The organism is Mycolicibacterium diernhoferi (assembly GCF_019456655.1).
In the GTDB taxonomy this organism is placed as follows: Bacteria; Actinomycetota; Actinomycetes; order Mycobacteriales; family Mycobacteriaceae; genus Mycobacterium; species Mycobacterium diernhoferi.
The window spans coordinates 5,144,543-5,169,126 of record NZ_CP080332.1; the positions used below are offsets into that span (position 1 = coordinate 5,144,543).

General features: G+C 69.5%; 30 protein-coding genes and 1 riboswitch. Of the genes, 15 read left to right on the plus strand and 15 right to left on the minus strand.

The annotated features are described in order from the left end of the window. Positions 1-163 precede the first annotated feature (163 nt). A complete protein-coding gene (gene helR, locus K0O62_RS24310; protein ID WP_073858991.1) occupies positions 164-2,347 on the plus strand; it encodes an RNA polymerase recycling motor ATPase HelR in 2,184 nt (727 codons plus the stop codon). A gap of 234 nt (positions 2,348-2,581) precedes the next feature. On the opposite strand, the gene K0O62_RS24315 is transcribed toward helR, so the two are convergent. From K0O62_RS24315 to K0O62_RS24325, 3 genes are all read right to left on the minus strand, one after another. Then, positions 2,582-2,851 (minus strand): DUF2537 domain-containing protein, encoded by a 270-nt coding sequence (locus K0O62_RS24315; RefSeq protein ID WP_073858992.1) that lies wholly within the window; start codon positions 2,849-2,851, stop codon positions 2,582-2,584. Beyond that, positions 2,848-3,555 (minus strand): TrmH family RNA methyltransferase, encoded by a 708-nt coding sequence (locus tag K0O62_RS24320; protein ID WP_308214452.1) that lies wholly within the window; start codon positions 3,553-3,555, stop codon positions 2,848-2,850. Before K0O62_RS24320 ends, K0O62_RS24315 begins: the two co-directional genes overlap by 4 nt. A 109-nt stretch (positions 3,556-3,664) precedes the next feature. Next, on the minus strand, positions 3,665-4,099 hold the full coding sequence (locus K0O62_RS24325) for an Rv0880 family HTH-type transcriptional regulator (protein ID WP_073858994.1): 435 nt from the start codon (positions 4,097-4,099) through the stop codon (positions 3,665-3,667). Positions 4,100-4,143: 44 nt separating this feature from the next. On the opposite strand from K0O62_RS24325, the gene K0O62_RS24330 reads away from it, so the two are divergent. Both K0O62_RS24330 and K0O62_RS24335 read left to right on the plus strand, forming a co-directional pair. Beyond that, positions 4,144-4,395 carry a DUF2530 domain-containing protein gene (locus K0O62_RS24330; protein ID WP_073858995.1) on the plus strand — a complete coding sequence of 84 codons (252 nt, stop codon included), beginning with the start codon at positions 4,144-4,146 and terminating at the stop codon, positions 4,393-4,395. Between the two features lie 18 nt (positions 4,396-4,413). Further along, on the plus strand, positions 4,414-4,869 hold the full coding sequence (locus K0O62_RS24335) for an SRPBCC family protein (protein WP_073858996.1): 456 nt from the start codon (positions 4,414-4,416) through the stop codon (positions 4,867-4,869). Here K0O62_RS24335 and K0O62_RS24340 read toward each other — a convergent pair. After that, on the minus strand, positions 4,866-5,648 hold the full coding sequence (locus K0O62_RS24340) for a DUF3027 domain-containing protein (RefSeq protein ID WP_073858997.1): 783 nt from the start codon (positions 5,646-5,648) through the stop codon (positions 4,866-4,868). The two genes, K0O62_RS24335 and K0O62_RS24340, sit on opposite strands and share 4 nt — an antisense overlap. A gap of 150 nt (positions 5,649-5,798) precedes the next feature. On the opposite strand from K0O62_RS24340, the gene K0O62_RS24345 reads away from it, so the two are divergent. Both K0O62_RS24345 and K0O62_RS24350 read left to right on the plus strand, forming a co-directional pair. Continuing rightward, the gene (locus K0O62_RS24345) at positions 5,799-7,382 is read left to right on the plus strand and encodes an MFS transporter (RefSeq protein ID WP_083603730.1); all 1,584 of its coding nucleotides are present in this window, start codon (positions 5,799-5,801) and stop codon (positions 7,380-7,382) included. A gap of 8 nt (positions 7,383-7,390) precedes the next feature. Beyond that, complete coding sequence (locus tag K0O62_RS24350) at positions 7,391-7,915, plus strand: DUF2771 domain-containing protein (RefSeq protein WP_425561772.1); 525 nt, start codon at positions 7,391-7,393, stop codon at positions 7,913-7,915. Here the strand turns inward: K0O62_RS24350 and K0O62_RS24355 are convergent. Then, positions 7,900-8,904, minus strand: a complete 1,005-nt coding sequence (locus tag K0O62_RS24355) for a glutathione S-transferase family protein (protein WP_073859000.1) — start codon at positions 8,902-8,904, stop codon at positions 7,900-7,902. The genes K0O62_RS24350 and K0O62_RS24355 overlap by 16 nt on opposite strands. Before the next feature lie 28 nt (positions 8,905-8,932). After that, complete coding sequence (locus tag K0O62_RS24360) at positions 8,933-9,343, minus strand: cold-shock protein (RefSeq protein WP_073859055.1); 411 nt, start codon at positions 9,341-9,343, stop codon at positions 8,933-8,935. 111 nt (positions 9,344-9,454) lie between these two features. Here K0O62_RS24360 and K0O62_RS24365 point away from each other — a divergent pair, with 111 nt between their 5' ends. The 4 genes from K0O62_RS24365 (at position 9,455) to K0O62_RS24380 (ending at position 12,956) form a co-directional block, all read left to right on the plus strand. Further along, positions 9,455-9,853, plus strand: coding sequence for a YccF domain-containing protein (locus tag K0O62_RS24365; RefSeq protein ID WP_073859001.1), 399 nt, complete (start codon positions 9,455-9,457; stop codon positions 9,851-9,853). Beyond that, entirely contained in the window at positions 9,850-10,905 is a 1,056-nt protein-coding gene (gene moaA / locus K0O62_RS24370) for a GTP 3',8-cyclase MoaA (RefSeq protein WP_073859002.1), read from the plus strand. Before K0O62_RS24365 ends, moaA begins: the two co-directional genes overlap by 4 nt. Before the next feature lie 2 nt (positions 10,906-10,907). Beyond that, positions 10,908-11,165: a MoaD/ThiS family protein gene (locus K0O62_RS24375; RefSeq protein ID WP_073859003.1), complete on the plus strand. Its 258-nt coding sequence runs from the start codon at positions 10,908-10,910 to the stop codon at positions 11,163-11,165. Between the two features lie 233 nt (positions 11,166-11,398). Further along, positions 11,399-11,600, plus strand: a riboswitch (cyclic di-AMP (ydaO/yuaA leader). Positions 11,601-11,609: 9 nt separating this feature from the next. Continuing rightward, positions 11,610-12,956, plus strand: coding sequence for a transglycosylase family protein (locus K0O62_RS24380; RefSeq protein ID WP_073859004.1), 1,347 nt, complete (start codon positions 11,610-11,612; stop codon positions 12,954-12,956). 66 nt (positions 12,957-13,022) lie between these two features. On the opposite strand, the gene K0O62_RS24385 is transcribed toward K0O62_RS24380, so the two are convergent. Genes K0O62_RS24385 through K0O62_RS24400 form a run of 4 tightly spaced genes read right to left on the minus strand, consistent with a single transcriptional unit; the run spans position 13,023 to position 14,576 of the window. Beyond that, the gene (locus K0O62_RS24385; protein WP_073859005.1) at positions 13,023-13,454 is read right to left on the minus strand and encodes a molybdenum cofactor biosynthesis protein MoaE; all 432 of its coding nucleotides are present in this window, start codon (positions 13,452-13,454) and stop codon (positions 13,023-13,025) included. Further along, positions 13,441-13,920, minus strand: coding sequence for a MogA/MoaB family molybdenum cofactor biosynthesis protein (locus K0O62_RS24390; RefSeq protein ID WP_073859006.1), 480 nt, complete (start codon positions 13,918-13,920; stop codon positions 13,441-13,443). The genes K0O62_RS24385 and K0O62_RS24390 overlap by 14 nt, the downstream gene beginning before the upstream one ends. Then, positions 13,917-14,384 carry a cyclic pyranopterin monophosphate synthase MoaC gene (gene moaC, locus K0O62_RS24395; protein ID WP_073859007.1) on the minus strand — a complete coding sequence of 156 codons (468 nt, stop codon included), beginning with the start codon at positions 14,382-14,384 and terminating at the stop codon, positions 13,917-13,919. Before moaC ends, K0O62_RS24390 begins: the two co-directional genes overlap by 4 nt. Before the next feature lie 3 nt (positions 14,385-14,387). Continuing rightward, a complete protein-coding gene (locus K0O62_RS24400; protein ID WP_073859008.1) occupies positions 14,388-14,576 on the minus strand; it encodes a hypothetical protein in 189 nt (62 codons plus the stop codon). Positions 14,577-14,634: 58 nt separating this feature from the next. On the opposite strand from K0O62_RS24400, the gene K0O62_RS24405 reads away from it, so the two are divergent. Both K0O62_RS24405 and K0O62_RS24410 read left to right on the plus strand, forming a co-directional pair. Next, the gene (locus K0O62_RS24405) at positions 14,635-16,908 is read left to right on the plus strand and encodes a helicase-associated domain-containing protein (RefSeq protein WP_073859009.1); all 2,274 of its coding nucleotides are present in this window, start codon (positions 14,635-14,637) and stop codon (positions 16,906-16,908) included. 8 nt (positions 16,909-16,916) lie between these two features. Next, positions 16,917-18,569, plus strand: a complete 1,653-nt coding sequence (locus K0O62_RS24410; RefSeq protein WP_073859056.1) for a DNA repair helicase XPB — start codon at positions 16,917-16,919, stop codon at positions 18,567-18,569. Here K0O62_RS24410 and K0O62_RS24415 read toward each other — a convergent pair. Continuing rightward, positions 18,566-19,066 carry a MarR family winged helix-turn-helix transcriptional regulator gene (locus K0O62_RS24415; RefSeq protein ID WP_073859010.1) on the minus strand — a complete coding sequence of 167 codons (501 nt, stop codon included), beginning with the start codon at positions 19,064-19,066 and terminating at the stop codon, positions 18,566-18,568. The two genes, K0O62_RS24410 and K0O62_RS24415, sit on opposite strands and share 4 nt — an antisense overlap. A 50-nt stretch (positions 19,067-19,116) precedes the next feature. Here K0O62_RS24415 and K0O62_RS24420 point away from each other — a divergent pair, with 50 nt between their 5' ends. Continuing rightward, complete coding sequence (locus K0O62_RS24420; protein ID WP_073859011.1) at positions 19,117-19,533, plus strand: DUF5313 domain-containing protein; 417 nt, start codon at positions 19,117-19,119, stop codon at positions 19,531-19,533. Here K0O62_RS24420 and K0O62_RS24425 read toward each other — a convergent pair. The 3 genes from K0O62_RS24425 to K0O62_RS24435 all read right to left on the minus strand — a co-directional run bounded on the left by K0O62_RS24425 (position 19,530) and on the right by K0O62_RS24435 (position 21,586). After that, positions 19,530-19,874: a cupin domain-containing protein gene (locus K0O62_RS24425; protein ID WP_073859012.1), complete on the minus strand. Its 345-nt coding sequence runs from the start codon at positions 19,872-19,874 to the stop codon at positions 19,530-19,532. The two genes, K0O62_RS24420 and K0O62_RS24425, sit on opposite strands and share 4 nt — an antisense overlap. A gap of 9 nt (positions 19,875-19,883) precedes the next feature. Further along, positions 19,884-20,561 (minus strand): SDR family oxidoreductase, encoded by a 678-nt coding sequence (locus tag K0O62_RS24430; protein WP_073859013.1) that lies wholly within the window; start codon positions 20,559-20,561, stop codon positions 19,884-19,886. A gap of 101 nt (positions 20,562-20,662) precedes the next feature. Further along, positions 20,663-21,586 (minus strand): LysR family transcriptional regulator, encoded by a 924-nt coding sequence (locus tag K0O62_RS24435; protein ID WP_073859014.1) that lies wholly within the window; start codon positions 21,584-21,586, stop codon positions 20,663-20,665. 131 nt (positions 21,587-21,717) lie between these two features. Between K0O62_RS24435 and K0O62_RS24440 the strand changes: the two genes are divergently transcribed. Together K0O62_RS24440 and K0O62_RS24445 are read left to right on the plus strand one after the other, a co-directional pair. Next, entirely contained in the window at positions 21,718-22,422 is a 705-nt protein-coding gene (locus K0O62_RS24440; protein ID WP_073859015.1) for an SDR family NAD(P)-dependent oxidoreductase, read from the plus strand. 2 nt (positions 22,423-22,424) lie between these two features. After that, positions 22,425-22,787, plus strand: a complete 363-nt coding sequence (locus tag K0O62_RS24445) for a YybH family protein (RefSeq protein ID WP_073859016.1) — start codon at positions 22,425-22,427, stop codon at positions 22,785-22,787. Here K0O62_RS24445 and K0O62_RS24450 read toward each other — a convergent pair. Continuing rightward, positions 22,784-23,773, minus strand: coding sequence for an LLM class F420-dependent oxidoreductase (locus K0O62_RS24450; RefSeq protein WP_073859017.1), 990 nt, complete (start codon positions 23,771-23,773; stop codon positions 22,784-22,786). The two genes, K0O62_RS24445 and K0O62_RS24450, sit on opposite strands and share 4 nt — an antisense overlap. An 88-nt stretch (positions 23,774-23,861) precedes the next feature. On the opposite strand from K0O62_RS24450, the gene K0O62_RS24455 reads away from it, so the two are divergent. After that, entirely contained in the window at positions 23,862-24,584 is a 723-nt protein-coding gene (locus K0O62_RS24455) for a furin-like repeat-containing protein (protein ID WP_073859018.1), read from the plus strand.

A 24,584-nucleotide genomic window follows, 5' to 3' on the forward strand; every position in this document is an offset into this window, starting at 1 on the left:
CCGAAGGTGACCTCACTCGCGCGGGCGCTTAGGCTGGTACTCACTCCCGCGACCCGAAACCGAGCGATCGCCGCGGCCGACACCATATGCACCGACGGGGCAGAGACGGCCGCGGCGATGCTACTGAGCGCCTGCCAAGAACATACGAAATAACAAGGGGCACATGACAACCCACGATTATGAAGCCGAACTGCAGGCCGAGCGCCAGTATGTCGACGCGCTGTACGCCCGCCTCGACGAGGACCGGGCGCGCGCCAAGGACCGCTACGCCGAGGCGCTGCGCGGGGACATCGACAAGCAGGACGGCTCGACCCTGGTGAACCGGGACGCCCACGTTCGCGCGCTGGGCAAAGAGGTCAGCAGGCTCGACGTGGCCGACAGCGGATTGTGCTTCGGGCAACTGGAGAGCGTCGATGGTGAGCGGTCCTACATCGGGCGGCTCGGACTGTTCGACAACGAGAACGATTACGAGCCGCTGCTGCTGGATTGGCGTGCCCCCGCCGCCCGGCCGTTCTACGTGGCCACCGCCGCCAGTCCGGAAGGCATGAAGCGGCGCCGCCAGTTCCACACCCGCGGACGTCAGGTGCTGGATTTCACCGACGAGGTCCTGGGTCGGCCGGACACCGGTGAGCGCGGCGATGCGGCACTGCTCGCGGCGGTCAATGCCCCGCGCACCGAGGGCATGAACGACATCGTCGCCACCATCCAGGCCGAGCAGGACGAGATCATCCGGCTCGAGCATCCGGGTGTGTTGATCATCGAGGGCGGCCCGGGCACCGGTAAGACCGTCGTGGCGCTGCACCGGGTGGCCTACCTGCTGTACACCCAGCGGGAGCGGATGGAACGCCACGGTGTGCTGGTGATCGGGCCCAGCCCGGCCTTCCTCAACCACGTCGGCCGGGTGCTGCCCTCCCTCGGCGAGACCAACGTGGTGTTCATGACCACCGGCGACCTCGTCCCCGGTCTGCACACCACCGCCGAGGACACGCCCGAGGCCGCCCGGGCCAAGGGCTCGCTGCGGATGCTGGAGGTGCTGGCCGCCGCGGTCGCCGACCGGCAGCGCACCCCCGCGGAGCCGCTGCCGATCAGACTGGCCGACGTCACGGTGCAGATCGACGCCGGGATCGCCGGGTGGGCGATCCAGGAGGCGCGCGACGCCGGGATGCCGCACAACGACGCCCGCGCGGTGTTCGTCGATGTGGTGACCTGGGCACTGACCGAGCGGGCGATCGCCCGGATCGGCAAGGGCTGGTTGACCCGTGACGACAAGCAGGCCTGGGAGCATCTGCGCGCCGAGCTGATCGACGAGCTCGAAGACCACGACGGGTTCAAGGCCGCGTTGAACGAGCTGTGGCCCGAGCTCACCCCGGAAGCCCTGCTGGCCGACCTCTACGAATCCCCGCAACGGCTCAAGGCCGCGGGCGCCGACGAGTCGCTGCTGCGTGCCGACGGCCGGGCCTGGACGGTCTCGGATGTCCCGTTGCTCGACGAGCTGGTGGACCTGCTGGGCGGCATCAAACCCGATGCCGCGGCGGAGAAGGACCGTCAGGAGGAGGCCGCGTACGCGGCCGGCGTGCTGGACCTGATGGTGGCCCGCGAGGACCTGATGGACGATGAGGACCACCTGATCGCCGCCGACCTCATCGGCGCCGAGGAACTGGCCGACCGGTTCATCGAACAGGACAATCGTGAACTGGCCGAACGTGCTGCCGCGGACCGGGATTGGACCTACCGTCACGTGGTGGTCGACGAGGCCCAGGAGCTCTCCGAGATGGACTGGCGGGTGTTGATGCGACGCTGCCCGGCCCGCTCGTTCACCATCGTCGGCGATCTGGCGCAACGCCGCTCCGAGGCCGGGGCGCGCAGCTGGGAGGCCATGATGGCCCCCTACGTGGCCGACCGCTGGGTCTACCGGCCGCTGACCGTGAACTACCGCACCCCGGCCGAGATCATGACCGTCGCGGCCGCGGTGCTCGCCGAGTTCGCCCCCGGCATCCAGCCACCGGTGTCGGTGCGTTCGTGCGGCGTCCAACCATGGTCGAAGAAGGTCACCGAGGACGAACTACCAGCTGCCATAGCGGAATTCGCGGCCGAAGAAGCGGCCCGCGACGGCACCAGCGTGGTCATCGGACCGCCCGGGGTGCCCGGAGCGGTGTCGGCCGCGTTGACCAAGGGCCTGGAATTCGACGCGGTGCTGGTGGTCGAGCCGGACCGGATCCTCGCCGACGGACCGCGTGGGGCGGCCGAACTCTACGTCGCCCTCACCCGCGCCACCCAGCGCCTCGGCGTGCTGCATCACCGAGACCTGCCGCCGTCACTGTCGGGTCTCGACCTGAAAGAGGCTTGAGACACCTGCGAATCGCTGCGCGGTTCTGCACCAGCGCATCGGCGGGGTCTCCCAGCGCGATGAAGCGCACCGCGCCCGACGAAAGCGCTTCGACGCCAAAGCTTCCCGGGACCGGGGTGGACTCGTGGATGGGGCAGTACAGCGGACCGATGACGACCAGCGGCGTCCTCGGGTGCCCGTCGCGGATGGTATCCAGGAATCCGTGCACGGCCGGCCCGAACGCACGGCGGCGCATCAGGACAAGGCGAGCGCCAGCACTGTCACCCAGCCGACCGCCACACCGACGCCCGAACCGAGGACGAACCACCGCCAGACCGGCAACCGGCGCCAGCCCCACACCGTGGGGGCCAGTCCGCCGACGGCGACCAGATTCAGACCCACCGCAAGCAGGGGGTGGATCCGGATCAGGCCGAGGCTGAGCACCACGATCGCCACCCCGACCACGGCCGCGACGAAACCCGCGACCGTAAGGCCGGTCCCCCATGGCGTCTCGGCTCTGGTCACGGATCCAACCTAGCGCGCTCATAGAAGGCCAGCGCGGCGGCGGTCGCCACATTGAGCGAGTCGGTGCCTCGGGACATCGGAATCCGCACCCGCACATCGGCGGAACGCATCGTGTGTTCCTTGAGTCCGGGGCCCTCGGCGCCGACCATCATCGCCACCTTCTCCCCGGCCAGCTCGGCCATCGCGGATGCCAGCGTCGGGGCGGACGGGTTCGGCGTCATCGCCAGGACCCGGAAACCCTTGTCACGCAACACCTGCAGATCGTCGGGCCAGGACTGCGCCCACGCGTAGGGCACCAGCAGCGCGTGCCCCATCGAGACCCGGACCGCGCGCCGGTACAGCGGGTCGGCGCAGCCGGTGCCGAACAGCACACCGTCGACCCCCAGCCCGGCGGCGTTGCGGAAGATCGATCCCAGGTTCTCGTGGTCGTTGACGCCCTCCAGCACCGCGACGGTGCGCGAGCCGGCGATGATCTCGTCGACCGAGAGTTCCCCGGGCCGGGGCGCGGCGGCCAGCACGCCGCGGTTGAGGTGGAAGCCCACCGCGGCCGCCATCACCTCGGCCGACGCCCGGTAGTACGGGACCTCGACGCCCTCCAGGTCGGCGGCCAGTTCGCCCAGTCGACGGTCGGTGCCCAGCAGGGCGCGGGGACGGAACCGGGAGGCCAGCATGCGCTGCACCACCAGCACACCCTCGGCGATCACCAGTCCCTTGCCGCTGGGCAGGTCGGGGCGACGGTCGACGCTGTTGAGGTCACGGAAATCATCGAGGCGCGGATCGGCGGGATCCTCGATATCGAATACGTCGGCCAGTTCAGGCGCCTTCGTCCACGATGGCGAGCATCAGATCGGCGGCCGCCAGCAACGTGGCCCGCTCATCGGCGGTGAGCTCGGCAAGGCGTTGAGCCAGCCATTCCCGGCTGGCCCGGCGCTCGGCCTCGATCAGCTCGGTGCCGCTGGCCGACACCGTGATCAGCACCTGCCGGCCGTCGTCGGGGTGGGCGGTGCGGTCGATGAACCCCACGTCCACCAGCGAGGCGATCACCCTGGTCATCGACGGCGGGCGGACCCGCTCACGAGCGGCCAGCGCGCCGGGGGTCATCGGCCCCTCCTTGGCCACCGTGGCCAGCGCCGACAACTGGGTCAGCGACACCGGCGAATCGGGCCGCCGGAAGCGGAGCTGACGGGCCAGGCGGACCACAGCCAGCGAGAGATCACTCGCCAGCCGGGGGTCGCCATCGTCTGCCACAGGTCCGAACAATACCCAGCGGGCATCGGCTAGGTTGAATCCTGATGTCTGCGAACACGTCGCCGGAGCCGCCTGCGCTGCCCCCGCGGCTGCTCGAGCCGGTGCCGGTGATCGGCGTGATCGCGGTGGGCTGGCTGATCGCGGTGCTGCTCGCATTCACCGTTCCCTGCCTGCACGACTGGCGACCGACCACGGTGGCCGGCCTCGGTGTCGGTCTGCTCGGCACCTCCATTTTCCTGCTGCAACGACGCGCCGCGCGCCGCGGCGATCGGGGTGCGCAGCAGGGACTGACCTGAGATTCGAGGAGCACACCTATGGGAGCCCCCCTGCTGCAAGCGGAGATCCAGATCGATGCGCCGGTGGCCAAGGTCTGGGAACTGGTTTCCGACCTGCGCCGGATGCCGGAGTGGAGCCCGCAGTGCCGGGCCATGAAGGTGTTCGGCCCGCTGCGGGCAGGCGCCCGGACCATCAACTTCAACCGGCGCGGCCTGCTGTTCTGGCCGACGACGTGCACCATCGTCGAGGTCGATCCGGAGCGCAGGCTGACCTTCCGGGTGGACGCCAACGGCACCGAATGGAGCTACGAACTCGAGCCGGTCGACGGCGGGACCCGGGTCGTGGAGAGCCGGCGCGCCCCGAACGGGATCAAGAAGGTCTCGACGGTGCTGGTGAACGCCGCGATGGGCGGGGTGCCCAGCTTCGAGGTGGAACTCGTCGACGGGATGAACGAGTCGCTGTCGCGGATCAAAGAGACCGCCGAACGCGGCTAGGTCGGGTCGATGACGCCGTCGTCGTAGGGCACGTACAGCGGCGAACCGCCGCCCGCCGGCACCGGGGTGTCCGAATGGGCACCGCAGCCGTACTCACAGTCGACCACGCGGCCGTCGGCGGACAACTCGTTGCAGCAGACCCCGAACAGTGTGCCCAGCGATCCGGTCAGCGGCACGTAGAAGCCGCAGTCGCGGCACACCCGGCGGGTCGCGCGGGCCATCGCCGACGACGGGCCGAACTCGCCCTCGTGCCAACGTTGGGCGGCCTCCAGTCGGCCTTCCAGGCTGAGCACCCGGCGGCGTCCCAGCCCGACCTCACCGGCGACCTCGTCGAGTTCGGGATCCCCGCTGGACATGTAGCCGGGGACCAGCCGCGGGTCATCCGGCGCGGTGGCCAGCAGGTCGCCGGGGCCGAGGTCACCGGGCTGAACGCGCTGGTCCCAGGGCACCCACTCGGGCGCGAGCAGCGCCGTCGGACCGGGCACCAGCACCACTTCGCTGATGGTGACGTGGTCGGTGCCGGGATAGCCGGCCACCACCACGGCCCACTGCCAACCCTGATAGCCGGGCAGCACAGCCAGGAAGCGGTGCGTTGCCGCGGTGGGGTCCTCGAAGACCGCACCGAGGTACTCGCCGACGGTGTCGTCGCCGCTGAACTCCTCGATCGCGGTGCGGGCGGGGTCGACGGCGCCCATCAACAGTGCCTCCAGCGCCGGTGGCCGCTCTTGCGAGTGCTCGGTGCCCGGGGCCTGTTCGGTCGCTTCGGTCATGCTGTCCATCGGTGTCCATATTGCCTGACCATGCGCGGCAGAGCCACACCGGTGGCCTGCACGCGGCGGCCTCGGGTTTAGGGAACAATCGGTGGCGTGTCTTCCCGGGATCCCCGCTACTACCCGCCGCGGCCGCCGTCCGGCGATGAGCATCCCGGTATGGCCAACTATCCGAGCGACGGGGAGATGCCCCGGCACGGAGCGCGCAGGCAGCAGACACCGAGCGCGAACCGCTGGCTGCCGCCGCTGGATGACGAGGCCGGCCAGCGCCGGACCGAACCCCCGCCCCGCGTCGGCACGGCCGCGGGTGAGCGCATCACCGTGACCCGCGCGGCCGCGGCGCGCAGCCGGGAGATGGGCTCGAAGATGTACGGCCTGGTGCACCGGGCGGCGACCGCGGACGGTGCGGACAAATCCGGGCTGACGGCGCTGACGTGGCCGGTGGTCGCCAACTTCGCCGTGGACGCCGCGATGGCGGTCGCCCTGGCCGACACGTTGTTCTTCGCGGCGGCCTCGGGCGAGAGCAAGAGCAAGGTCGCGTTGTATCTGCTCATCACCATCGCACCGTTCGCGGTGATCGCCCCGTTGATCGGGCCGGCGCTGGACCGTCTGCAGCATGGCCGGCGGGTCGCGCTGGCGGCGTCGTTCGCACTGCGCACGGTGCTGGTGGTGGTGCTGATCGCCAACTTCAACGGCGCAGATGGGAGCTTCCCGTCCTGGGTGCTCTATCCCTGTGCGCTGGGAATGATGGTGTTGTCCAAATCATTCAGCGTGTTACGCAGCGCCGTGACACCGCGGGTGCTGCCACCGAGCATCGACCTGGTCCGGGTGAATTCGCGGCTGACGACGTTCGGTCTGCTCGGCGGCACGGTGATCGGCGGCGGCATCGCGGCCGGCGCACAGTATCTGTTCAAGCTCGCCGAGCTGCCCGGTGCGCTGTATGTGCTGGTGGCCGCGACCATCGGTGGCGCCGTGCTGTCGATGCGTATCCCGAAGTGGGTGGAGGTCACCGCCGGTGAGGTGCCCACCACCCTGAGCTATCACGGCGGCACCGATCAGCTGCGCCGCCACCCGCAACGCGAGGCGGCCCGACAGCCGCTGGGCCGCAACATCATCACCGCCCTGTGGGGCAACTGCACCATCAAGGTGATGGTGGGATTCCTGTTCCTCTATCCGGCCTTCGTGGCCAAGTCACACGGGGACGGCGGCTGGGAGCAGTTGCGCATCCTCGGCCTGATCGGCGCCGCCGCCGCGGTCGGCAACTTCGCCGGCAACTTCACCGCGGCCCGGCTCAAGCTGGGCCGCCCGGCGCTGCTGGTGGTGCGCGCCGCCATCGCGGTGACGCTGGTGGCGCTGGCCACCGCGCTCAGCGGCAACCTGCTGGTGGCCGCCGCTGCCACCCTGGTCACCTCCGGCGCCAGCGCCATCGCCAAGGCCTCCCTGGACGCGTCACTGCAAGACGACCTGCCGGAGGAATCCCGGGCGTCGGCGTTCGGGCGGTCGGAGTCGGTGCTGCAGCTGGCCTGGGTGATCGGTGGCGCCACCGGCGTACTGATCTACACCGAACTGTGGGCCGGATTCACCACCATCACCGCGATCCTGATTCTCGGGCTGGCCCAGACGCTGGTCAGCTACAACGGCGCATCGCTCATCCCAGGGTTCGGCGGCAACCGCCCCGTCCTGGCCGAAACCGAAGGCGGACATGTGAATCATCCCGGCAGCACTGCGGCGGGCATGCGATGAAGAAAGGCGTGGCGATTCTCGCGGCCCTGGCCCTGCTCTCATCGATCGGCACCGGCCTGCTGGTGTGGCAACTCAGCCGGAACAGCGGGCCGCACTACCCCGAGATCAGCGCCTACTCGCACGGGCAGACCGTCCGGGTGGGCCCGTTCCTGTACTGCCCGGTGCTCGACCTGGACGACTGCGACTTCCCGCAGAACACCGCCGATCTCGCACTGAACTCGCGGCACCCGGTGCAGCTGGCCGTCGACCCGGCGATCGCCCGGGGCCCCTGGTTGCTGGTGCGCACCTACGAGGACGCCGCCGCGCCGGTGGTGCAGGGCTTCCTCCCGAATGCCGCGCGGACGGTCAAGATTCCGAGCGTCGACGCCCGTTTCGGGAAGTTGACCGGGATCGTCGTGCAGCTGCCCACCCTGGTGCGCGACGAGGACGGCAACGAGTTCCCGGTGCCGCACGCCGAGTGGTCGGTGCGCACCAGCTGGGATGCGGACGAAGAGTATTCGGAGTCGGTGACGGACTTTCAGCCGGCCCGGTGACCGGCCGGGACCTCTTCACCCGGCTTCGTCGGGCCGGGCGGGGTGCCGTCACCGAAAGGCCTGCCGCCCAACGCCTCCCGCCCGTGCGGGGTGAGCCAGCCACCCAGCTCGGGACCCTTCGGGACCACCCGGGTGGGATTGATGTCGGTGTGCACGATGTAGTAGTGCGCCTTGATCTGCACGAAGTCGACCGTGTCGCCGAAGCCCGGGGTCTGGAACAGGTCGCGGGCGTAGGCCCACAGCACCGGTAGCTCGGTGAGCTTGGACCGGTTGCACTTGAAGTGCCCGTGGTAAACGGGGTCGAACCGGGCCAGCGTGGTGAACAGCCGCACATCGGCCTCGGTGATGGTGTCGCCCACGAGATACCTTTGCTTGCCGAGTCTTTCGGTCAGCCAGTCCAGCGCGGTGAACAGCCGGTCGTAGGCCGCGTCGTAGGCGTCCTGCGAACCGGCGAACCCGCACCGGTACACGCCGTTGTTCACCTCGGTGTAGATGCGCTGGGCGACCTCGTCGATCTCGGCCCGCAGGGGTTGCGGGTAGAGCTGTGGGGCGCCCTCGCGGTGATGGGCGGTCCACTCGGTGGACAGGTCCAGGGTGATCTGCGCGAAGTCGTTGGTGACCACCTCGCCGGTGGGCACGTCGACGATCGCGGGCACCGTGACGCCCTTCGGGTAGTCCGGGATGCGTTTGTCGTAGGCGTCGCGCAGGTAGTGGATGCCCAGCACCGGGTCCACACCACCGGGGTCCAGATCGAACGTCCAACTGCGCTCATCGTGGGTGGGCCCGCAAAAACCAATGGACAGAACGTCTTCCAGGCCGAGCAGGCGCCGCACGATGATGGCCCGGTTGGCCCACGGGCACGCCCGCGCGACCACCAGCCGGTACCGGCCGGGTTCGACGGGATACCCGTCCCGGCCGTCGGCCGTGATCCGGTCGGTCAGGTAGTCGGTGTCCCGGTCGAAGTCACCCTTGGGGTTCACGTAGGCCATCCGGCCAGTGTGCCCCGCCGGCGGGGTATCAGGCGTCGAGTTCGCTGGCGACGGCCTTGACCACCTCGGACACCCGGCGGGCGACCTTACGGTCGGGGTACTTACCCTTGCGCAGCTCGGGCTGGATGGTGTTCTCCAGCAGGGTGATCAGGTCACCGATGATGCCGTGCAGTTCGTCCGGGGTGTGCTTGTGCTCGACGGTCGCCGCTTCGCGCCGCGTCCGAGACAGGCTCGGCGGCGGATCGAGCAGCCTGACCTGCAGCGCCTGCGGGCCGCGACGCCCGGCGGCCAGGCCGAACTCGACCTTCTGGCCGGCCTTGAGCCCCTCGACACCCGACGGCAGCGCCGACGCACGCACGTATACGTCCTCGCCATCCTCCTGAGAAAGGAAACCGAAGCCCTTCTCGGAGTCGTACCACTTCACCTTGCCGGTTGGCACTGCGCTCACCCGTCCGTCTTGATAGATCACATAAGTAATGCGTCCCGCCTGCGCAGGACGCAATGGGGAAGATCCTAACAAGTAGGCTAATGCGACAGCCTGGAGGAGACCATGCGCCTAGTACTCAACGTCATCTGGTTGATCTTCGGTGGCCTCTGGCTGGCGCTGGGATACTTCCTGGCCGGGATCATCTGTTTCATCCTCATCGTCACCATCCCGTTCGGCTTCGCCGCGTTCCGCATCGGCCTCTACGCGCTGTGGCCGTTCGGCTACAAGGTGGTCGACAAGCCCGGCGTGCGACCCGGCGCCACCGTCGGCAACATCATCTGGCTGCTCGTCGCCGGTATCTGGCTGGCGATCGGTCATGTGCTCTCCGCGATCGCGTACGCCATCACGATCATCGGTATCCCGCTCGCGATCGCGACGATCAAGTTGATCCCGGTGTCGCTGATGCCGCTGGGCAAGGAGATCGTTCCCACCGACGAGCCTTTTGCCGGGGTGTCGCGATGACCCTGACCAACCTCGGACTGCCGATGCCGGGCCGACCCCCCGCCCCGGGGATGCCCGCCGACGGCCCGCTGCTGGACAGCTATGGCCGGATCGCCACCGATCTGCGGGTGTCCCTGACCGACCGCTGCAATCTGCGCTGCACCTATTGCATGCCCGCCGAGGGCCTGCAGTGGCTGCCCGACAGCCAGCTGCTGAGCGCCGACGAGCTGGCCCGGCTGTTGCGCATCGCGGTCACCCGACTCGGTATCACCAGCGTGCGGTTCACCGGGGGTGAACCGCTGGTGTCCCCGCACCTGGCGCAGACCATCGCGGCCGCCGCCGCGCTGCGGCCACGTCCCGAGATCGCGGTGACCACCAACGGCCTCGGGCTGGCGCGACACGCCGCGAAGCTGAAGCAGGCCGGACTGAACCGGGTCAACGTCTCGCTGGACACCGTCAACGCCGAGCACTTCGCCCAGATCACCCGCCGCGACCGACTGGACGATGTGCTGGCCGGGCTGGCCGCCGCCGCCGAGGCCGGCCTGGGGCCGATCAAGGTCAACGCGGTGCTCGACCCGCGGACCGGGCTGGATGATGTGGTGCCGCTGCTGTCCTTCTGTCTCGAGCACGGCTATCAGCTGCGGATCATCGAACAGATGCCGCTGGACGCCGGGCACGAGTGGACCCGCGCGAAGACCATCGAGGCGGACACCGTGCTGAGCACCCTGCGCCGGCACTTCGACCTGCAACCCGACCCCGGCCCGCGCGGATCGGCACCGGCACAGTTGTGGCGGGTCGACGGCGGCGAGGCCACCGTCGGCGTCATCGCCTCGGTCTCCGAATCGTTCTGCGGTGCGTGCGACCGCACCCGGCTCACCGCCGACGGCCAGATCCGCAGCTGCCTGTTCTCCACGACCGAGACCGACCTGCGTGCCCTGCTGCGTGGCGGCGCGGACGACGACGCGCTGGAGGCGGCCTGGCGGACGGCGATGTGGGCCAAACCGGCCGGGCACGGCATCAACGATCCGAGCTTCATCCAGCCGGCCCGGCCGATGAGCGCCATCGGCGGTTGAGCATGTCCGAACTACAGATCACCGTTCGATACTTCGCGGCCGCGCGGGCCGCCGCGGGGATCGAGACCGAAACGTTGCGTTGCCCCACGGGCACCACCGTTCACACCCTCGTCGAGGGCCTCGCCCAGCGCGGGCCCGAGTTGGCGAAAGTCCTTGCACGCTGCTCGTTCCTGCGCGACGGTGTCGCGGTACGAGATAAAAACGTCGCGCTCCAAACAACCGAAACGGTGGATGTATTACCCCCGTTCGCCGGCGGATAGTCGTGATTTACGTCACATAACGAAATGATCACGGGCTGGCTACCTGCGGTTTGAGTGGTGAAAGCACCTGCGGAAACGCCCGAATCGCCTGCGCCTTTAAAGTCCTCTCAGAGTTTGCAGCCACAGGAAACGCCGGAACCGCGTCGAGGTGACGGTCGACCCGAGAACCGTTACCGTCGTGCCAAGCCGGTCGACCCAAATCGATTGGCCTGCCTCGTCTGATTGCGCCGAGCTCCATCCATCAGCCGAGGGCCAACACGAACCACTGGATGGAGGCGGGGGACCCACCGGTCCGCCGACAAGCAGACCAGGAACTGCAGTACCGGTTCCTTGGGGTGAAGCCGAAGTAGTGCACATGGTGCACAACACGGAGGCCGGGCAACCTCTCCAGCCCGAACCCGACAGCTGACCTCGCGGGCGCTGACGAGAGGAACTTTGCGTTTTATGAGTGGACGGCACCGTAAGCCCACATCATCTTCTGTAAGCGTCGCGAAAATCGCCTTCACCGGTGCAGTTCTCGGTGGCGGCAGCCTCGCACTCGCCGGTCAGGCCGGCGCTGCAACCGATGGCGAATGGGACACCGTCGCCAGCTGCGAGTCCGGCGGTAACTGGGCCATCAACACCGGCAACGGCTACCACGGCGGCCTGCAGTTCTCCCCCAGCACCTGGTCGGGTCACGGCGGCGGCGAATTCGCCCCGGCCGCCTACCTGGCCACCAAGGAAGAGCAGATCGCCGTCGCCGAGCGCGTCCTGGCCAACCAGGGCAAGGGCGCGTGGCCCACGTGCGGACGCGGTCTGTCCGGTGCCACCCCGCGCAACGTGGTGAACGAGCCCGCCCCGCAGGCGCTCGACAACCCGCTGATCAACGGTGAGCTCCCGCCGCCGCCGGCGGACGCCCCGCCGCCGCCGCCCGCCCCGTTCGACGCCTTCGCCGCGCCGGCCCCGCTGCCGCTGGATGCCCCGCTGCCGCTGGATGCCCCGCTGCCCCCGGCACCGGCTCCCGAGGCGCTGCCGCCTGCCCCTGAGGTCCTTCCCCCGGCTCCCGAGGCGGTAGCCGTCCCGCTGGACGCCCCGCTGCCCGTCGAAGCGCCGCTGCCCGTCGAAGCGCCGCTGCCCCCGGCCGAGCCCGTCGACGTCGCGCTGTCGGCCGCTCCGGCCCCGCTGCCCATCGACGCACCGCTGCCGCCCGCCCCGGCCGAGCCCGTCGCCTTCGACGCACCGCTCACGCCCGAGCAGCTGGCCTCGCTGCCGATCATCCAGGTCGCCGACTGGGATGTCGCGGTCGATCCGGCCCCGGCCGATCAGCCCCAGCTGTGGGCCCTGCACGACGCACCGATGCCGCTGGAGCCGGTGCTGCCGGCACCCGCCCCGGTTCCGGCGCCCGCCCCGGTTCCGGCCCCGGCTCCGGAAGCGGTCGCCGCTCCGGCGCCCGATCCGCTGGCCCCGCTCAACGGCGTCGAGCTGCCGCAGCCGGCCATGGATGTCGCCAACCAGGCCATCTCCGGCCAGCTGCCGCTCCCGGCCGACGGTGTCCCGCACCTGATCAGCCCGGAGAACCTGGCACCCGGCACCACCATGGACCCGAACGCGCTGCCCAATGAGAGCGCCAACGTCAGCTACCTGCGCCAGATCTGGGACGCCGTGCAGTCCCAGCAGATCTCCGGCCGGGATGCCCTGCTCGCGGTGGCCACTCAGCGCTCGCTGACCGGAACCGCACCGGAACTGCCGCCGGGCGCGGTCATCGCCCCGCCGGCTCCCCCGGCCCCGGGTGCACCGCTGCCGGCCCCGTAAGTCGTTCGATTCCGAAGCCGCACTCCCGCGAGGTGTGCGGCTTCGGTGTTTCTCGGGCCCATGTTTCTAGGCCGAGTTGACCCATTCATCGGATCCGTCGGCGAAATGCTGGTGTTTCCACACCGGCAGCCGCTCCTTGACGACGTCGACGAGCAGCGCGCAGGTCTGGAACGCCGCCCGCCGATGATCGGCGGCCACCGCCACGACGAGCGCCGCGTCACCGATGCGCAGATCGCCGATGCGGTGGCTGACCGCAATCGCCCGCACGCCTTCGCACTCCCCGGCCACCTCGTGCACCACGGCGGTGAGGGTCTGCAGCGCCGACGGGTGCGCCTCGTACTGCAGTCGGGTCACCGACCGCCCGCCGTCGTGGTCGCGGACGACGCCGGAGAACCCCACCACGGCGCCGGCGGACGCGTGGGCCACCAGATCCTCGTGTTCGGACAGTGAGATCGGCTCCCCGGAGAGCCCGACCCGCAGTACTTCAGCGCCTGGCATGGTCTCCCCCGGCGAGTTGGTCCACGGCGTGGTCGAGAACGCCCGCCAGCACTGTGAGGCCGTCCTTCACCCCGCCGGTCGATCCCGGCAGGTTGACCACCAGGGTGCGCCCGCGCACCCCGCACACGCCGCGTGAGAGGACCGAGGTCGGCACATGCGGCAGCCCGGAGCGCCGGATGGCGTCGGCCAGCCCGGGAATCTGGTAGTCGACGAGCGCGGCGGTGGCCTCGGCGGTGCGATCGGTGGGTGAGATTCCGGTCCCGCCGGAGGTGATGATGACGTGCACGCCGGCGTCGAACGCGGCCTGCAACGCCTCGCCGACCGCGCTGCCGTCGGCGACCACCACCGGGGCGGGCACCTCGTAGCCGCGGCCGGTCAGCCAGTCCACGATCACCGGCCCGGTGCGGTCCTCATAGACCCCGGTGGCCGCGCGGGTGGAGGCGATGATCACCCGGGCCGTTCTCATGGCTGCCGGGTTCCGGTCTTACCGCCCTCTTTGCGCAGCACGTGGATGTCCTCGATGCGCGCGGCGGGGTCGACGGCCTTGATCATGTCGTACACGGTCAGGGCGGCCACGCTCACCGCGGTCAGCGCCTCCATCTCGACGCCGGTGCGGTCGGTGGTGCGCACGGTGGCGGTGATGGTGACGTCGGTGGTGCCGACGGCGAAGTCGACGTCGACCCCGGTCAGTGCCAGCTGGTGGCACAGCGGGATGAGATCGCTGGTGCGTTTGGCCGCCATGATGCCGGCGACCCGCGCCGTCGGCAGCGCGTCACCCTTGGGCAGGCCACCGCCGGCGATCAGGTCGATGACGTCGGCACGGGTGGTCACCACACCCTGCGCCACCGCGGTGCGCTTGGTGGCGGTCTTGGCGGTGACGTCGACCATGTGTGCCGCGCCCGACTCGTCGAGGTGCGAGAGCCCGCTCACCGGTTATTTGTTGACGACGGTGACCGGATGCAGATAGGGCAGCTGCTCTGCCGGCAGCGGGAAGGTCACTTCACCGAACGGGGACAGCGATCCGGTGCGGTCGCTCACGAGCTCGCTCACGGCGTGATCACCATCGGCGACCTCGGGCCAACCATTGTCGACGTACTGCTTGTTGTCTGCCACGCCTGACATTGTGGCAGGTACTACGAGCGGTGGCGAGAGCGGGACGCTGCCCTAGGCTGGTCAAGCAATGACTATTCCAGCCCAGACCGTGCCACTGGGCGTCTGGCTCGCCGAGCTGCCCGACGACAGCCTGGTCCGGCTGCTCGAATGCCGGCCCGACCTCACCCAGCCGCCGCCCGGCACCATCGCCGCGCTCGCGGCCCGGGCCCAGGCCCGCCAGTCGGTCAAGGCCGCGACCGACGGGCTGAACTTCCTGCAGCTCGCGGTGCTCGACGCGCTGTTGGTGCTGCACGCGAACACCGCACCGGTACCCCGGGACATGCTGGCGGAGTTCATCGGCGACCGGGCCGAGCCGGCCGAGCTGAAGGCCGCGCTCGCCGAACTGCAGGACCGGGCCCTGATCTGGGGGGAGGACTCGCTGCGCGTGGTGGCCGAGGTGGCGGCCGGGCTGCCCTGGTACCCGGGTCAGGCGGTCCCCGATCAGCCCGACCCGCCCGCCGACGAGATCCCGGCACTGCTCGACGGCCTCGACGAGCCCTCCCGCGAACTGCTCACCCGGCTGGTCGAGGGGTCCCCGGTCGGGCGCACCCGCGACGCCGTCCCGGGCACCGACCCGGACCGGCCGGTCCAGCGGTTGCTCGCCGCCGGTCTGCTGCACCGCATCCCCAGCGACTCCGGGGACACCGTGATCCTGCCCCGGGTGGTCGCCCAGGTGATGCGCGGCGACCTGCCCGGCCCGGTCGGGCTGACCACACCGGACCCCACCCGGCACACCACCACACAGGCCGACGTGGACTCGGTCGCCGCGGGCGCCGCGATCGACCTGCTGCGCGAGGTCGACGTGCTCATCGAGGCGCTGTCGAACGCGCCGGTGCCCGAGCTGAAGGCCGGCGGGCTCGGGGTCCGTGAGGTCAAGAAACTCACCAAGTCCACCGGTATCGACGAGCAGCGGCTCGGCCTGATCCTGGAGGTGGCCGCGGCCGCCGGACTGATCGCCCCCGGCACACCGGATCCGGAGCCGCCGGACGGCAACGCGCCGTACTGGGCGCCGACGATCGCCGCGGACCGGTTCATCGAGATCTCCACCGCCGCGCGTTGGCACCTGATCGCGTGGACCTGGCTGAACCTGCCGGCCCGGCCCAGCCTGATCGGCAGCCGCGGGCCCGACGGCAAACCCTTCGGTGTGCTGTCGGACGCGCTGTACTCCACCGCCGCCCCGCTGGACCGGCGGCTACTGCTCACGGTGCTCAACGGGTTGCCGCCCGGCGCGGGCGTGGAGCCCGAGTCGGCGGCGCAGGCCATGATGTGGCAGCGCCCGCGCTGGTCGGCCCGGCTGCAACTGGAGCCGGTGACCAATCTGCTGCGCGAGGCGCACGCCGTCGGACTGGTCGGCCGCGGGGCCATCGCGACCCCGGCCCGCATGCTGCTGGCCCAGCGCACCGAAGACGCCGCCGAAGAAGTCATCAACGCGATGGCCAAGGTGCTGCCCGCACCGCTGGACCACTTCCTGCTGCAGGCCGATCTGACCGTGGTGGTGCCCGGTCCGCTGATCCGCGACCTCGCCGAGCAACTCGACATGGTGGCCACCGTGGAGTCGGCGGGCGCGGCGATGGTCTACCGGATCAGTGAAGCGTCCATCCGGCGGGCACTGGATGCCGGGCAGACCGCGGGCGGCCTGCACGCCTTCTTCGAGAAGCACTCGAAAACACCTGTGCCGCAAGGCTTGACGTACCTGATCGACGATGTGGCGCGCCGGCACGGGCAGCTGCGGGTCGGCATGGCGACGTCGTTCGTGCGGTGCGAGGACCCCGCACTGCTGGCGCAGGCGATGGCGTCGCCGGCGGCCGAACCGCTGGAGCTGCGGATCCTGGCGCCGACCGTAGCGGTGTCCCAGTCGGCCATCGGCGATGTGCTGGCCGCGCTGCGGGCCGGCGGTTTCGTACCCGCCGCCGAGGATTCCACCGGGGCCGTCGTCGACATCCGGGCTCGCGGCGCCCGGGTGCCCGCCCCGGGGCGCCGCCGGGTGTTCCGGCCGCTGACCGCTCCCCCCAGCCAGACCCTGGGCGCGATCGTCGCGGTGATGCGCAGCGTGGCCGCGGCCCCGCGGTCCGGCGAGCGACTGGACCCCGCGGTGCTGGTGGCGCTGCTGCAACAGGCCGCCCTGGAGCAGACCTCGGTGGTGATGGGTTACGTCGACCCGGCCGGGGTGGCCACCCAGCGCGTGGTGTCGCCGATCAACATCCGCGGCGGCCAGCTGACCGCCTTCGATCCGGCCTCGGGCCGGGTCCGAGAGTTTGCCATCCACCGCGTGACCTCCGTGGTGTCGGCCGACTCTGGATAATGGTCGGGATGAGTACCGAAGGGCCCCTGATCGTCCAGTCCGACAAGACTGTGCTGCTCGAAACCGATCATGAACTCGCAGGGGCGGCACGCGCCGCGATCGCGCCGTTCGCCGAGCTGGAACGCGCCCCCGAACACATCCACACCTACCGGATCACCCCGCTGGCGCTGTGGAACGCCCGCGCCGCCGGCCACGACGCCGAGCAGGTGGTCGACGCGCTGGTCAGCTTCTCGCGCTACGCGGTGCCGCAGCCGTTGCTGGTCGACATCGTCGACACCATGGCCCGCTACGGCCGGTTGCAGCTGATCAAGCATCCGGCGCACGGGTTGACGCTGGTCAGCCTGGATCGCGCGGTGCTGGAGGAGGTGCTGCGCAACAAGAAGATCGCCCCGATGCTGGGGGCGCGCCTCGACGACGACACCGTGATCGTGCACGGCAGCGAGCGCGGCCGGGTCAAGCAGATGCTGCTCAAGATCGGCTGGCCGGCCGAGGACCTGGCCGGCTACGTCGACGGCGAGGCCCACCCGATCAGCCTGGCCCAGGACGGCTGGGCGCTGCGCGACTACCAGGAGATGGCCGCCGACTCGTTCTGGGCCGGCGGCTCCGGGGTGGTGGTGCTGCCCTGTGGCGCGGGCAAGACGCTGGTCGGTGCGGCCGCGATGGCCAAGGCCGGGGCGACGACGCTGATCCTGGTCACCAACACCGTGGCGGGCCGGCAGTGGAAGCGCGAGCTGATCGCCCGGACCTCGTTGACCGAGGAGGAGATCGGCGAGTACTCCGGGGAACGCAAGGAGATCCGCCCGGTCACCATCGCCACCTATCAGGTGATCACCCGCCGCACCAAGGGTGAGTACAAGCACCTCGAGCTGTTCGACAGCCGCGACTGGGGCCTGATCATCTACGACGAGGTGCACCTGCTGCCCGCGCCGGTGTTCCGGATGACCGCGGATCTGCAGTCGCGCCGCCGGCTCGGCCTGACCGCGACCCTGATCCGCGAGGACGGCCGCGAGGGCGACGTGTTCTCCCTGATCGGGCCGAAGCGCTATGACGCGCCGTGGAAGGACATCGAGGCCCAGGGCTGGATCGCACCGGCCGAGTGCATCGAGGTGCGGGTCACGATGACCGACAACGAGCGGATGATCTACGCGACCGCCGAGCCGGAGGAGCGCTACAAGCTGTGCTCCACCGCGCACACCAAGATCGCGGTGGTGAAGTCGATCCTGGAGCGGCACAAGGACGAACCGACCCTGGTGATCGGCGCCTACCTCGATCAGCTCGACGAGCTGGGTCAGGAGTTGAACGCCCCGGTGATCCAGGGGTCCACCAAGAACGCCGAACGTGAGCAGCTGTTCGACCAGTTCCGTAGCGGCGAGATCAAGACGCTGGTGGTGTCCAAGGTGGCGAACTTCTCCATCGACCTCCCGGAAGCGTCTGTGGCCGTGCAGGTTTCGGGCACCTTCGGGTCCCGCCAGGAGGAGGCCCAGCGACTGGGCCGGCTGCTGCGCCCCAAGCACGACGGCGGCGGTGCGGTGTTCTATTCGGTGGTCTCCCGCGACAGCCTGGACGCCGAGTACGCCGCGCACCGGCAGCGTTTCCTGGCCGAGCAGGGCTACGGCTATGTCATCAAGGATGCGGACGACCTGCTGGGCCCGGCGATCTAGGAGTCTGCCGAGTCCAGCGCGCCGGCGGCCAGCGCGGCGGTGTTGATCCGGGTGAGCACCGAGTGCAGGTGCTCCAGCTCGGACAGCTCGACCCCCAGACGGGCCACCACCGTGGGCGGGATGTCCACGGCCCGGTGCCGTAGCGCGGCGCCCTCCTCGGTGAGACTGACCAGGATGGCCCGTTCGTCGGCGGCGCTGCGGGTACGCGCCACCAGCCCGAGCGCCTCCAGCCGCTTGAGCATGGGCGAGGTGGTGGCCGGATCCATCTGCAGCAGGGCGGCGATCTGTTTGACCGATAGCGCGTCGGCACCCGTCTTGGCGTTGTCCCACAGCGCCAGCATCACCAGATACTGCGGATGGGTGAGCCCGAGCGGTTCCAGCAGGGGGCGGTACACCGCCAGCACGGCGCGGTTGGTGACCGCCAGCGCAAAGCACACCTGATGCTCCAGGGCGAGTGGATCGACATCGCTGCCGGAGGCAGGCAGAACGGTGGTCATCCCCACAGCGTACTACTTAGTCCGCTAATCATTAGGGTACGATGTAAATCATGGCCGCCACACAACCGTCCCGGATCCAACGCCTCCTCTACGCGTACGGGAAGCGCCTGCCCGACTCCATGCGCGAGTGGGTGACCAACGACCTGGCCGGCCCGGGCGCCATCCGTCGGCACATGATCCGTTACTCGATCCCGCCGGCGCTACTGCTCGCGCCGCTGTGGCTGCTGCCGGCCTCGCTGTACGTGCACCTGGAGATGACGGTGCCGATCTACATCTGGGCCGTGATCATGGGTTACGTGCTGAACAAGGTGTGGCGACGGCACCGGCTCGCCCAGCACGGGCTGGACCCCAACCTCGTCGACGCGATCAACCGCGAGAAGAACGCACGCCTCCACGAGGACTACGCCCGGCGCTTCGGGGCACGCCCCGAAGAAGCCAAGTGGCAGTCCAACTCGAGCCCCTTCTAGACGTGCGGGCCGAGCTTCTTGGCGACGGTCAGAATGACCACCGAATCCTCGAGCGCGGCCAGCGCATGCCGGGTCAGCGGCACCACCAGATGATCGCCGGCTGAACCCTCCCAGCCGGCCTGCTCGGTGGACAGCCGGACCCGGCCCTGCAGCACCTGCAGGGTCGCCTCCCCCGGGCTCTCGTGGTCGTCGAGTCCGTTGCCCGCGGTCAGGGCCAGCAGGACCTGTCGGAGACTGTGCTCGTGGCCGCCGTAGACCGTATGCGAACTACGCCCACTGCTGGCGGCGCGGGCCTTTTCCAGGTGCTCACGCGCCAACGCGGTGAGTGAAATCTTCTCCATGAGGCCTCACTATGACACGGCCCCCGAAAGGGCGGCCTTGGCACGTCGCGCGGTGTCATCGACCAGGATCTCGGTGGCCCCGCCGAGCACCCCGTCGACAGCCATCCGGGCGACCACCGCGGGGTCGGTTTTCTGGTCTGCCGGAATGTAACTCACCATGTCGGTGTCCATGTAGCCGACATGCAGGGCCGCGACGGTGACACCCCGCGGGCCGAGTTCCTCACGTACCGCGTCGGTGAGTGCCCACGCGGCCGCCTTTGCCGCGGCGTACGCACCGGAGCCGGCCGGATGCTTCCAGGACAGCGCCGAGAGCACGTTCAGGATCGAACCCCCGCCATTGCGCTCGATGACCGGGGCGAACTCCCGGATGACGTTCAGGGTGCCGAAGTAGTGGGATTCCATCTCGGCGCGGATGTCCTCCATCGGACCGGTCAGCAGATTGGCCCGGGTCGAGATGCCGGCGTTGTTCACCAGCACGGTGACATCGTTCGCGACCTCGGCGGCCCGTCGGATCGATTCGGGATCGGTGATGTCGAGTTGCACCGGGATGACCCCGGCCGCGTCGACACTCTCCGGTTTGCGTGCCGCGGCATAGACCTTGGCGCCGCGGGCGACGAATTCCGCCGCGATCTTGCTGCCCAGCCCCCGATTGGCCCCGGTGACCAATACCGTGATGTTCTCGCTCATGTCCGACCCCTTTTCGTGTGTGTTCACAGTCAACGGCGCCCAACCGCCGGGCGCATCCCCCGGACGCAGAATTTCCGGCTGGCAGCAATGGGGTTGTGGTGTCAGCGGTAAGGATCCCGGTCCGGCAGCCAACTGCCGGGCGCGCCGATCCCGAGATCGCCGACGTCACGGACCAGGGCGTCGACCACGGCGAGCACGTTCGCCCGGTCTTCGTCGCGCCGCCACACCAGGGACCACGTCCACAACGGCGTCGGGCGCACCACCGGTCGGCGGACCAGGTCCCTGGGCTCGGTGTCGTTCTGTCCCTTGGGATTGTTGAGAACGGGCCGGCCGAGCCGACGCGCATGCTCGAAGAAGGTCGGCCCGGTGACACCACCGTCGTCGGTGCGCATCACCCGGGCGCCGGTGGCGGCCGCGAACCGCTCGGCGTAGCGATTCCACGACGACCAGCTCGCGGTATCGGTATCCACAAGTGCCACGGTGTCTTTCGCGTCCACGGGCGAGTCATCGCCACCGGGACTCAGCGCATACAGTCGGTCCACCCCGACCAGGCGGGAGTGCAGGCTCAGCGCCTGCAGGTCGTCCTGTTGCACCCAACAGATCGCCAGGTCCAGACTGCCGTCGGCGACCCGGGCCGCCTGGGCGTGCGATGGCATCACCCAGGCGTCGACCCGCAGGGTGGCGACCCCGGCGGCCCGTTCGGACCAGTCCACCGGACACCAGTTGACGCAGCCGATGCGCACCGGATCGTCGGCATCCGCACCGGAGCCCAATCCAATTGCGCGCCTTCGGAACTCATCGGCCTGACGAACCAGTGAGTGAGCCTCGGCCAGCAGCGCCACCCCGGCGGGTGTCAGGGCCACCGAGCGGCGGTCCCGGTCGAACAGCTGCACCTTCAGATCGCGTTCCAGCGTCTTGATCTGCTGGGACAGCGACGGTCCCGCGATACGCAGGCGCTGCGCCGCCCGGCCGAAGTTCAACTCCTCGGCGACGGTGACGAAGTATCGCAGCTGCCGCAGCTCCACCCGGCAAGCGTAGTAGTCACAGCCTCCTACCAGCGAGATTTCCGGTCCCACCGGCCCGGCATCGGCGCCGCGGCGATTCCGGTTGAGCCGTGCATCAGCAGGTCCACGAAACTCCCGGAAGAGGTCCAGCCATGAACAATCCCACCCGCGTCGCGATCATCACCGGCGCATCTCAGGGCATCGGCGCCGCATTGGTCGCCGGCTACCGCAAGGCCGATTACGCCGTGGTCGCCAACTCCCGCAGTATCGGCGCGAGCGACGACCCGATGGTGCTCACCGTCGCCGGTGACATCGGCGAACCGGGCGTCGGGCGCAGCATCGTCGAGGCCGCGCTGGAGCGGTTCGGGCGCGTCGACACCGTGGTCAACAACGCCGGCATCTTCATCGCCAAACCGTTCACCGAATACACCGACGCGGACTACGACGCCATCACCGGCGTGAACCTGCGCGGCTTCTTCGAGGTGTCCCGCGCCGCCGTCGCCGCCATGCCCCAGGGCGGCCATCTGGTCAACATATCGACCAGCCTGGTCGATCAGGCCAACTCCGCGGCGCCCTCGGTGCTGGCATCGCTGACCAAGGGCGGGCTGAATGCGGCCACCAGGTCACTGGCCGTCGAGTACGCCACCCGCGGCATCCGGGTGAACGCGGTGGCCCTGGGCATCATCCGCACCCCGATGCACGGCGACCATGAATACGACAGCCTGGCCCAGCTGAACCCGCAGAAGCGCATCGGCGAACTCGACGACGTGGTGGACGCGGTGCTCTATCTGGAGAACGCCGGGTTCGTCACCGGCGAGATCCTGCACGTCGACGGCGGCCAGAGCGCGGGGCACTGATCATGGGCCACGGTGAGCACGAGCTGCGCAGCGTCCTCGACGTCTGGCAGGCCGGGATCGACGCCCACGATCCGGACCGGGTCGCCCAGGTCTTCACCGAAGACGCCGTCTTCCAGGGACTGCGGCCCTACACCGTGGGGCGCGCCGGAGTGCGCGACTACTACGCGTCCCAACCGCCCGGGCTGACGGTGCGCTACCGCATCCTGGAAACCCGCACACCCGCCGACGGCATCCTGCTCGGCTACCTGCGGGCCGATTTCGAATTCCCCGACGGTTCGGCGTTGCCGCTGAACCTGAGCGTGCTGCTCACCCGCACCGCCGACGGCTGGCTGATCCTGCACTACCAGGTGTCGAGAGTGCCCTAACTCAGCGCCGGGATGACCTCGCGCTCGAACATCTCGATGCCCGACCTGTCGTAGGCGGCCTCCGGGAAGTACAGGATGGCGTACTCGCAGCCCAGGTCGCGCAGGCGCTGCAGCCGCGCCACGACCTGTTCGGGCGTGCCGGTCGCCGAGTCCGGCGAGGCGACATTGGCCAGCATGGCGTCGACCGCCGCTTCGCCCGCCCGGCTGACCTGCCGGGCCCGGATGCGTTCGAGGCGCTCCTTGACGTCGGATTCGGAGCTGCCGATGACGGCGTTGAAGTTGGCCGACCGCACGATCGCGTCGTACTCGGTGCCGACGTCGCGGCAGTGCTCGGCCAGGATCTGCGACTTGCGGGCGAACTCTTCGGCGTTGCAGCTGTAGTTGGTGTACTGCGCGTACTTGGCCGCGATGCGCAGGGTGACCTTCTCGCCGCCGCCGGCGATCCACAGCGGCAGGCCGCCGTCCTGCAGCGGTTTGGGGGCAACGATGGCGTCGTCGACCTGGTAGTGCTTGCCCTTGAAGGTGACCCGGCCGTCCCGCCAGGCGTCCCGCATGATCTGCACACCCTCGTCGAGACGGCCCAGCCGCTCACCGGCGGACGGGAACCCGTAGCCGTAGGCGCGCCATTCGTGCTCGTACCAGCCGGCGCCGATACCCATCTGGGTGCGGCCCCCGGAAATGATGTCATTTGTCGAGGAAACTTTTGCCAGATACACCGGATTCCGGTAGCTCATGGCCGTGCACATCTGCCCCAACTTCACCCGGTCGGTGACCGCGGCGAAGGCCGACATCAGCGTCCAGGCCTCGTGGGTGGCCTCATCGGTGGGCACCGGGACGGTGTGGAAGTGGTCGTAGACCCACACCGAGTCCCACGTGCTGTTATCGGCGTAGGTGGCCAGGTCTCGCATCACTGACCAGTGCTTATCGGTGGGAATGTCGACGAGGTCGAGTCGCCAACCCTGCGGAATGAAGAGTCCGAAGCGCATAGGGACAAACTCTATGCCCACCCGGCCCATTCTTAAATCGTCTACACTTGCCAGAAATCATTCGCTGTACCAACGCTGAGGACTGGTCATGACCGCCTTCACACGTCGCCTCGCGGCCGCCACGTTCGCGGCGCTGATGCCCCTGGCAGCCATTTCGGTCGCCACCGCGGCACCCAGCGTCGCCGAGACGACCTGTGCGCCGGGTCAGTCCGAATTCAACGGCAGCTGCGTCGACAGCTGCAACAAGTCGCAGGTCCGCAACGCCGACACCGGCAAGTGCCAGTCGCTGTTGTCGGCCGCGCTGCAGAAGGCCGAGACCCCGGCCGTGGCCAAGCTGACGCCGGAGCAGATGGGCGGCGCCTGGCAGCTGGCCAAGCAGGCCCAGATGATCCCCGAGGGCACCCGGGTGTGGAACTCGGTGGTCGGTACGGCCGACACCGTGCTCGGCTGGCCGGTACTGGCCACCGCCGCCGCCGCCGACGTGGCCACCACCATCGCCCTCCTCAACGGAGTTGCTCCTAGCGGCGCCCGCGTGATGAACATGGCCGGCGCGGCCGGCGGCGCAGCCACCGGCGTGGCCCGGACGTTCTCGGCGGCCAATGACGTCGCCCAGGTGGCCCGCGCACTGCCGTCCCCGCGGATCGGCCTGCCCAAGCTCCCGAACCTGAAGATGCCCCCGCACCCGCGGATCTTCCCCAAGAAGGTCGGCCTGCCCAAGATCGGCATCCCGCACCCGAAGATCGGTCTGCCCAAGCTGGGCAGCTCGGGCATCTGCGGGCCGAAGCTGCTGTTCTTCACTCCCTGCCTCTAG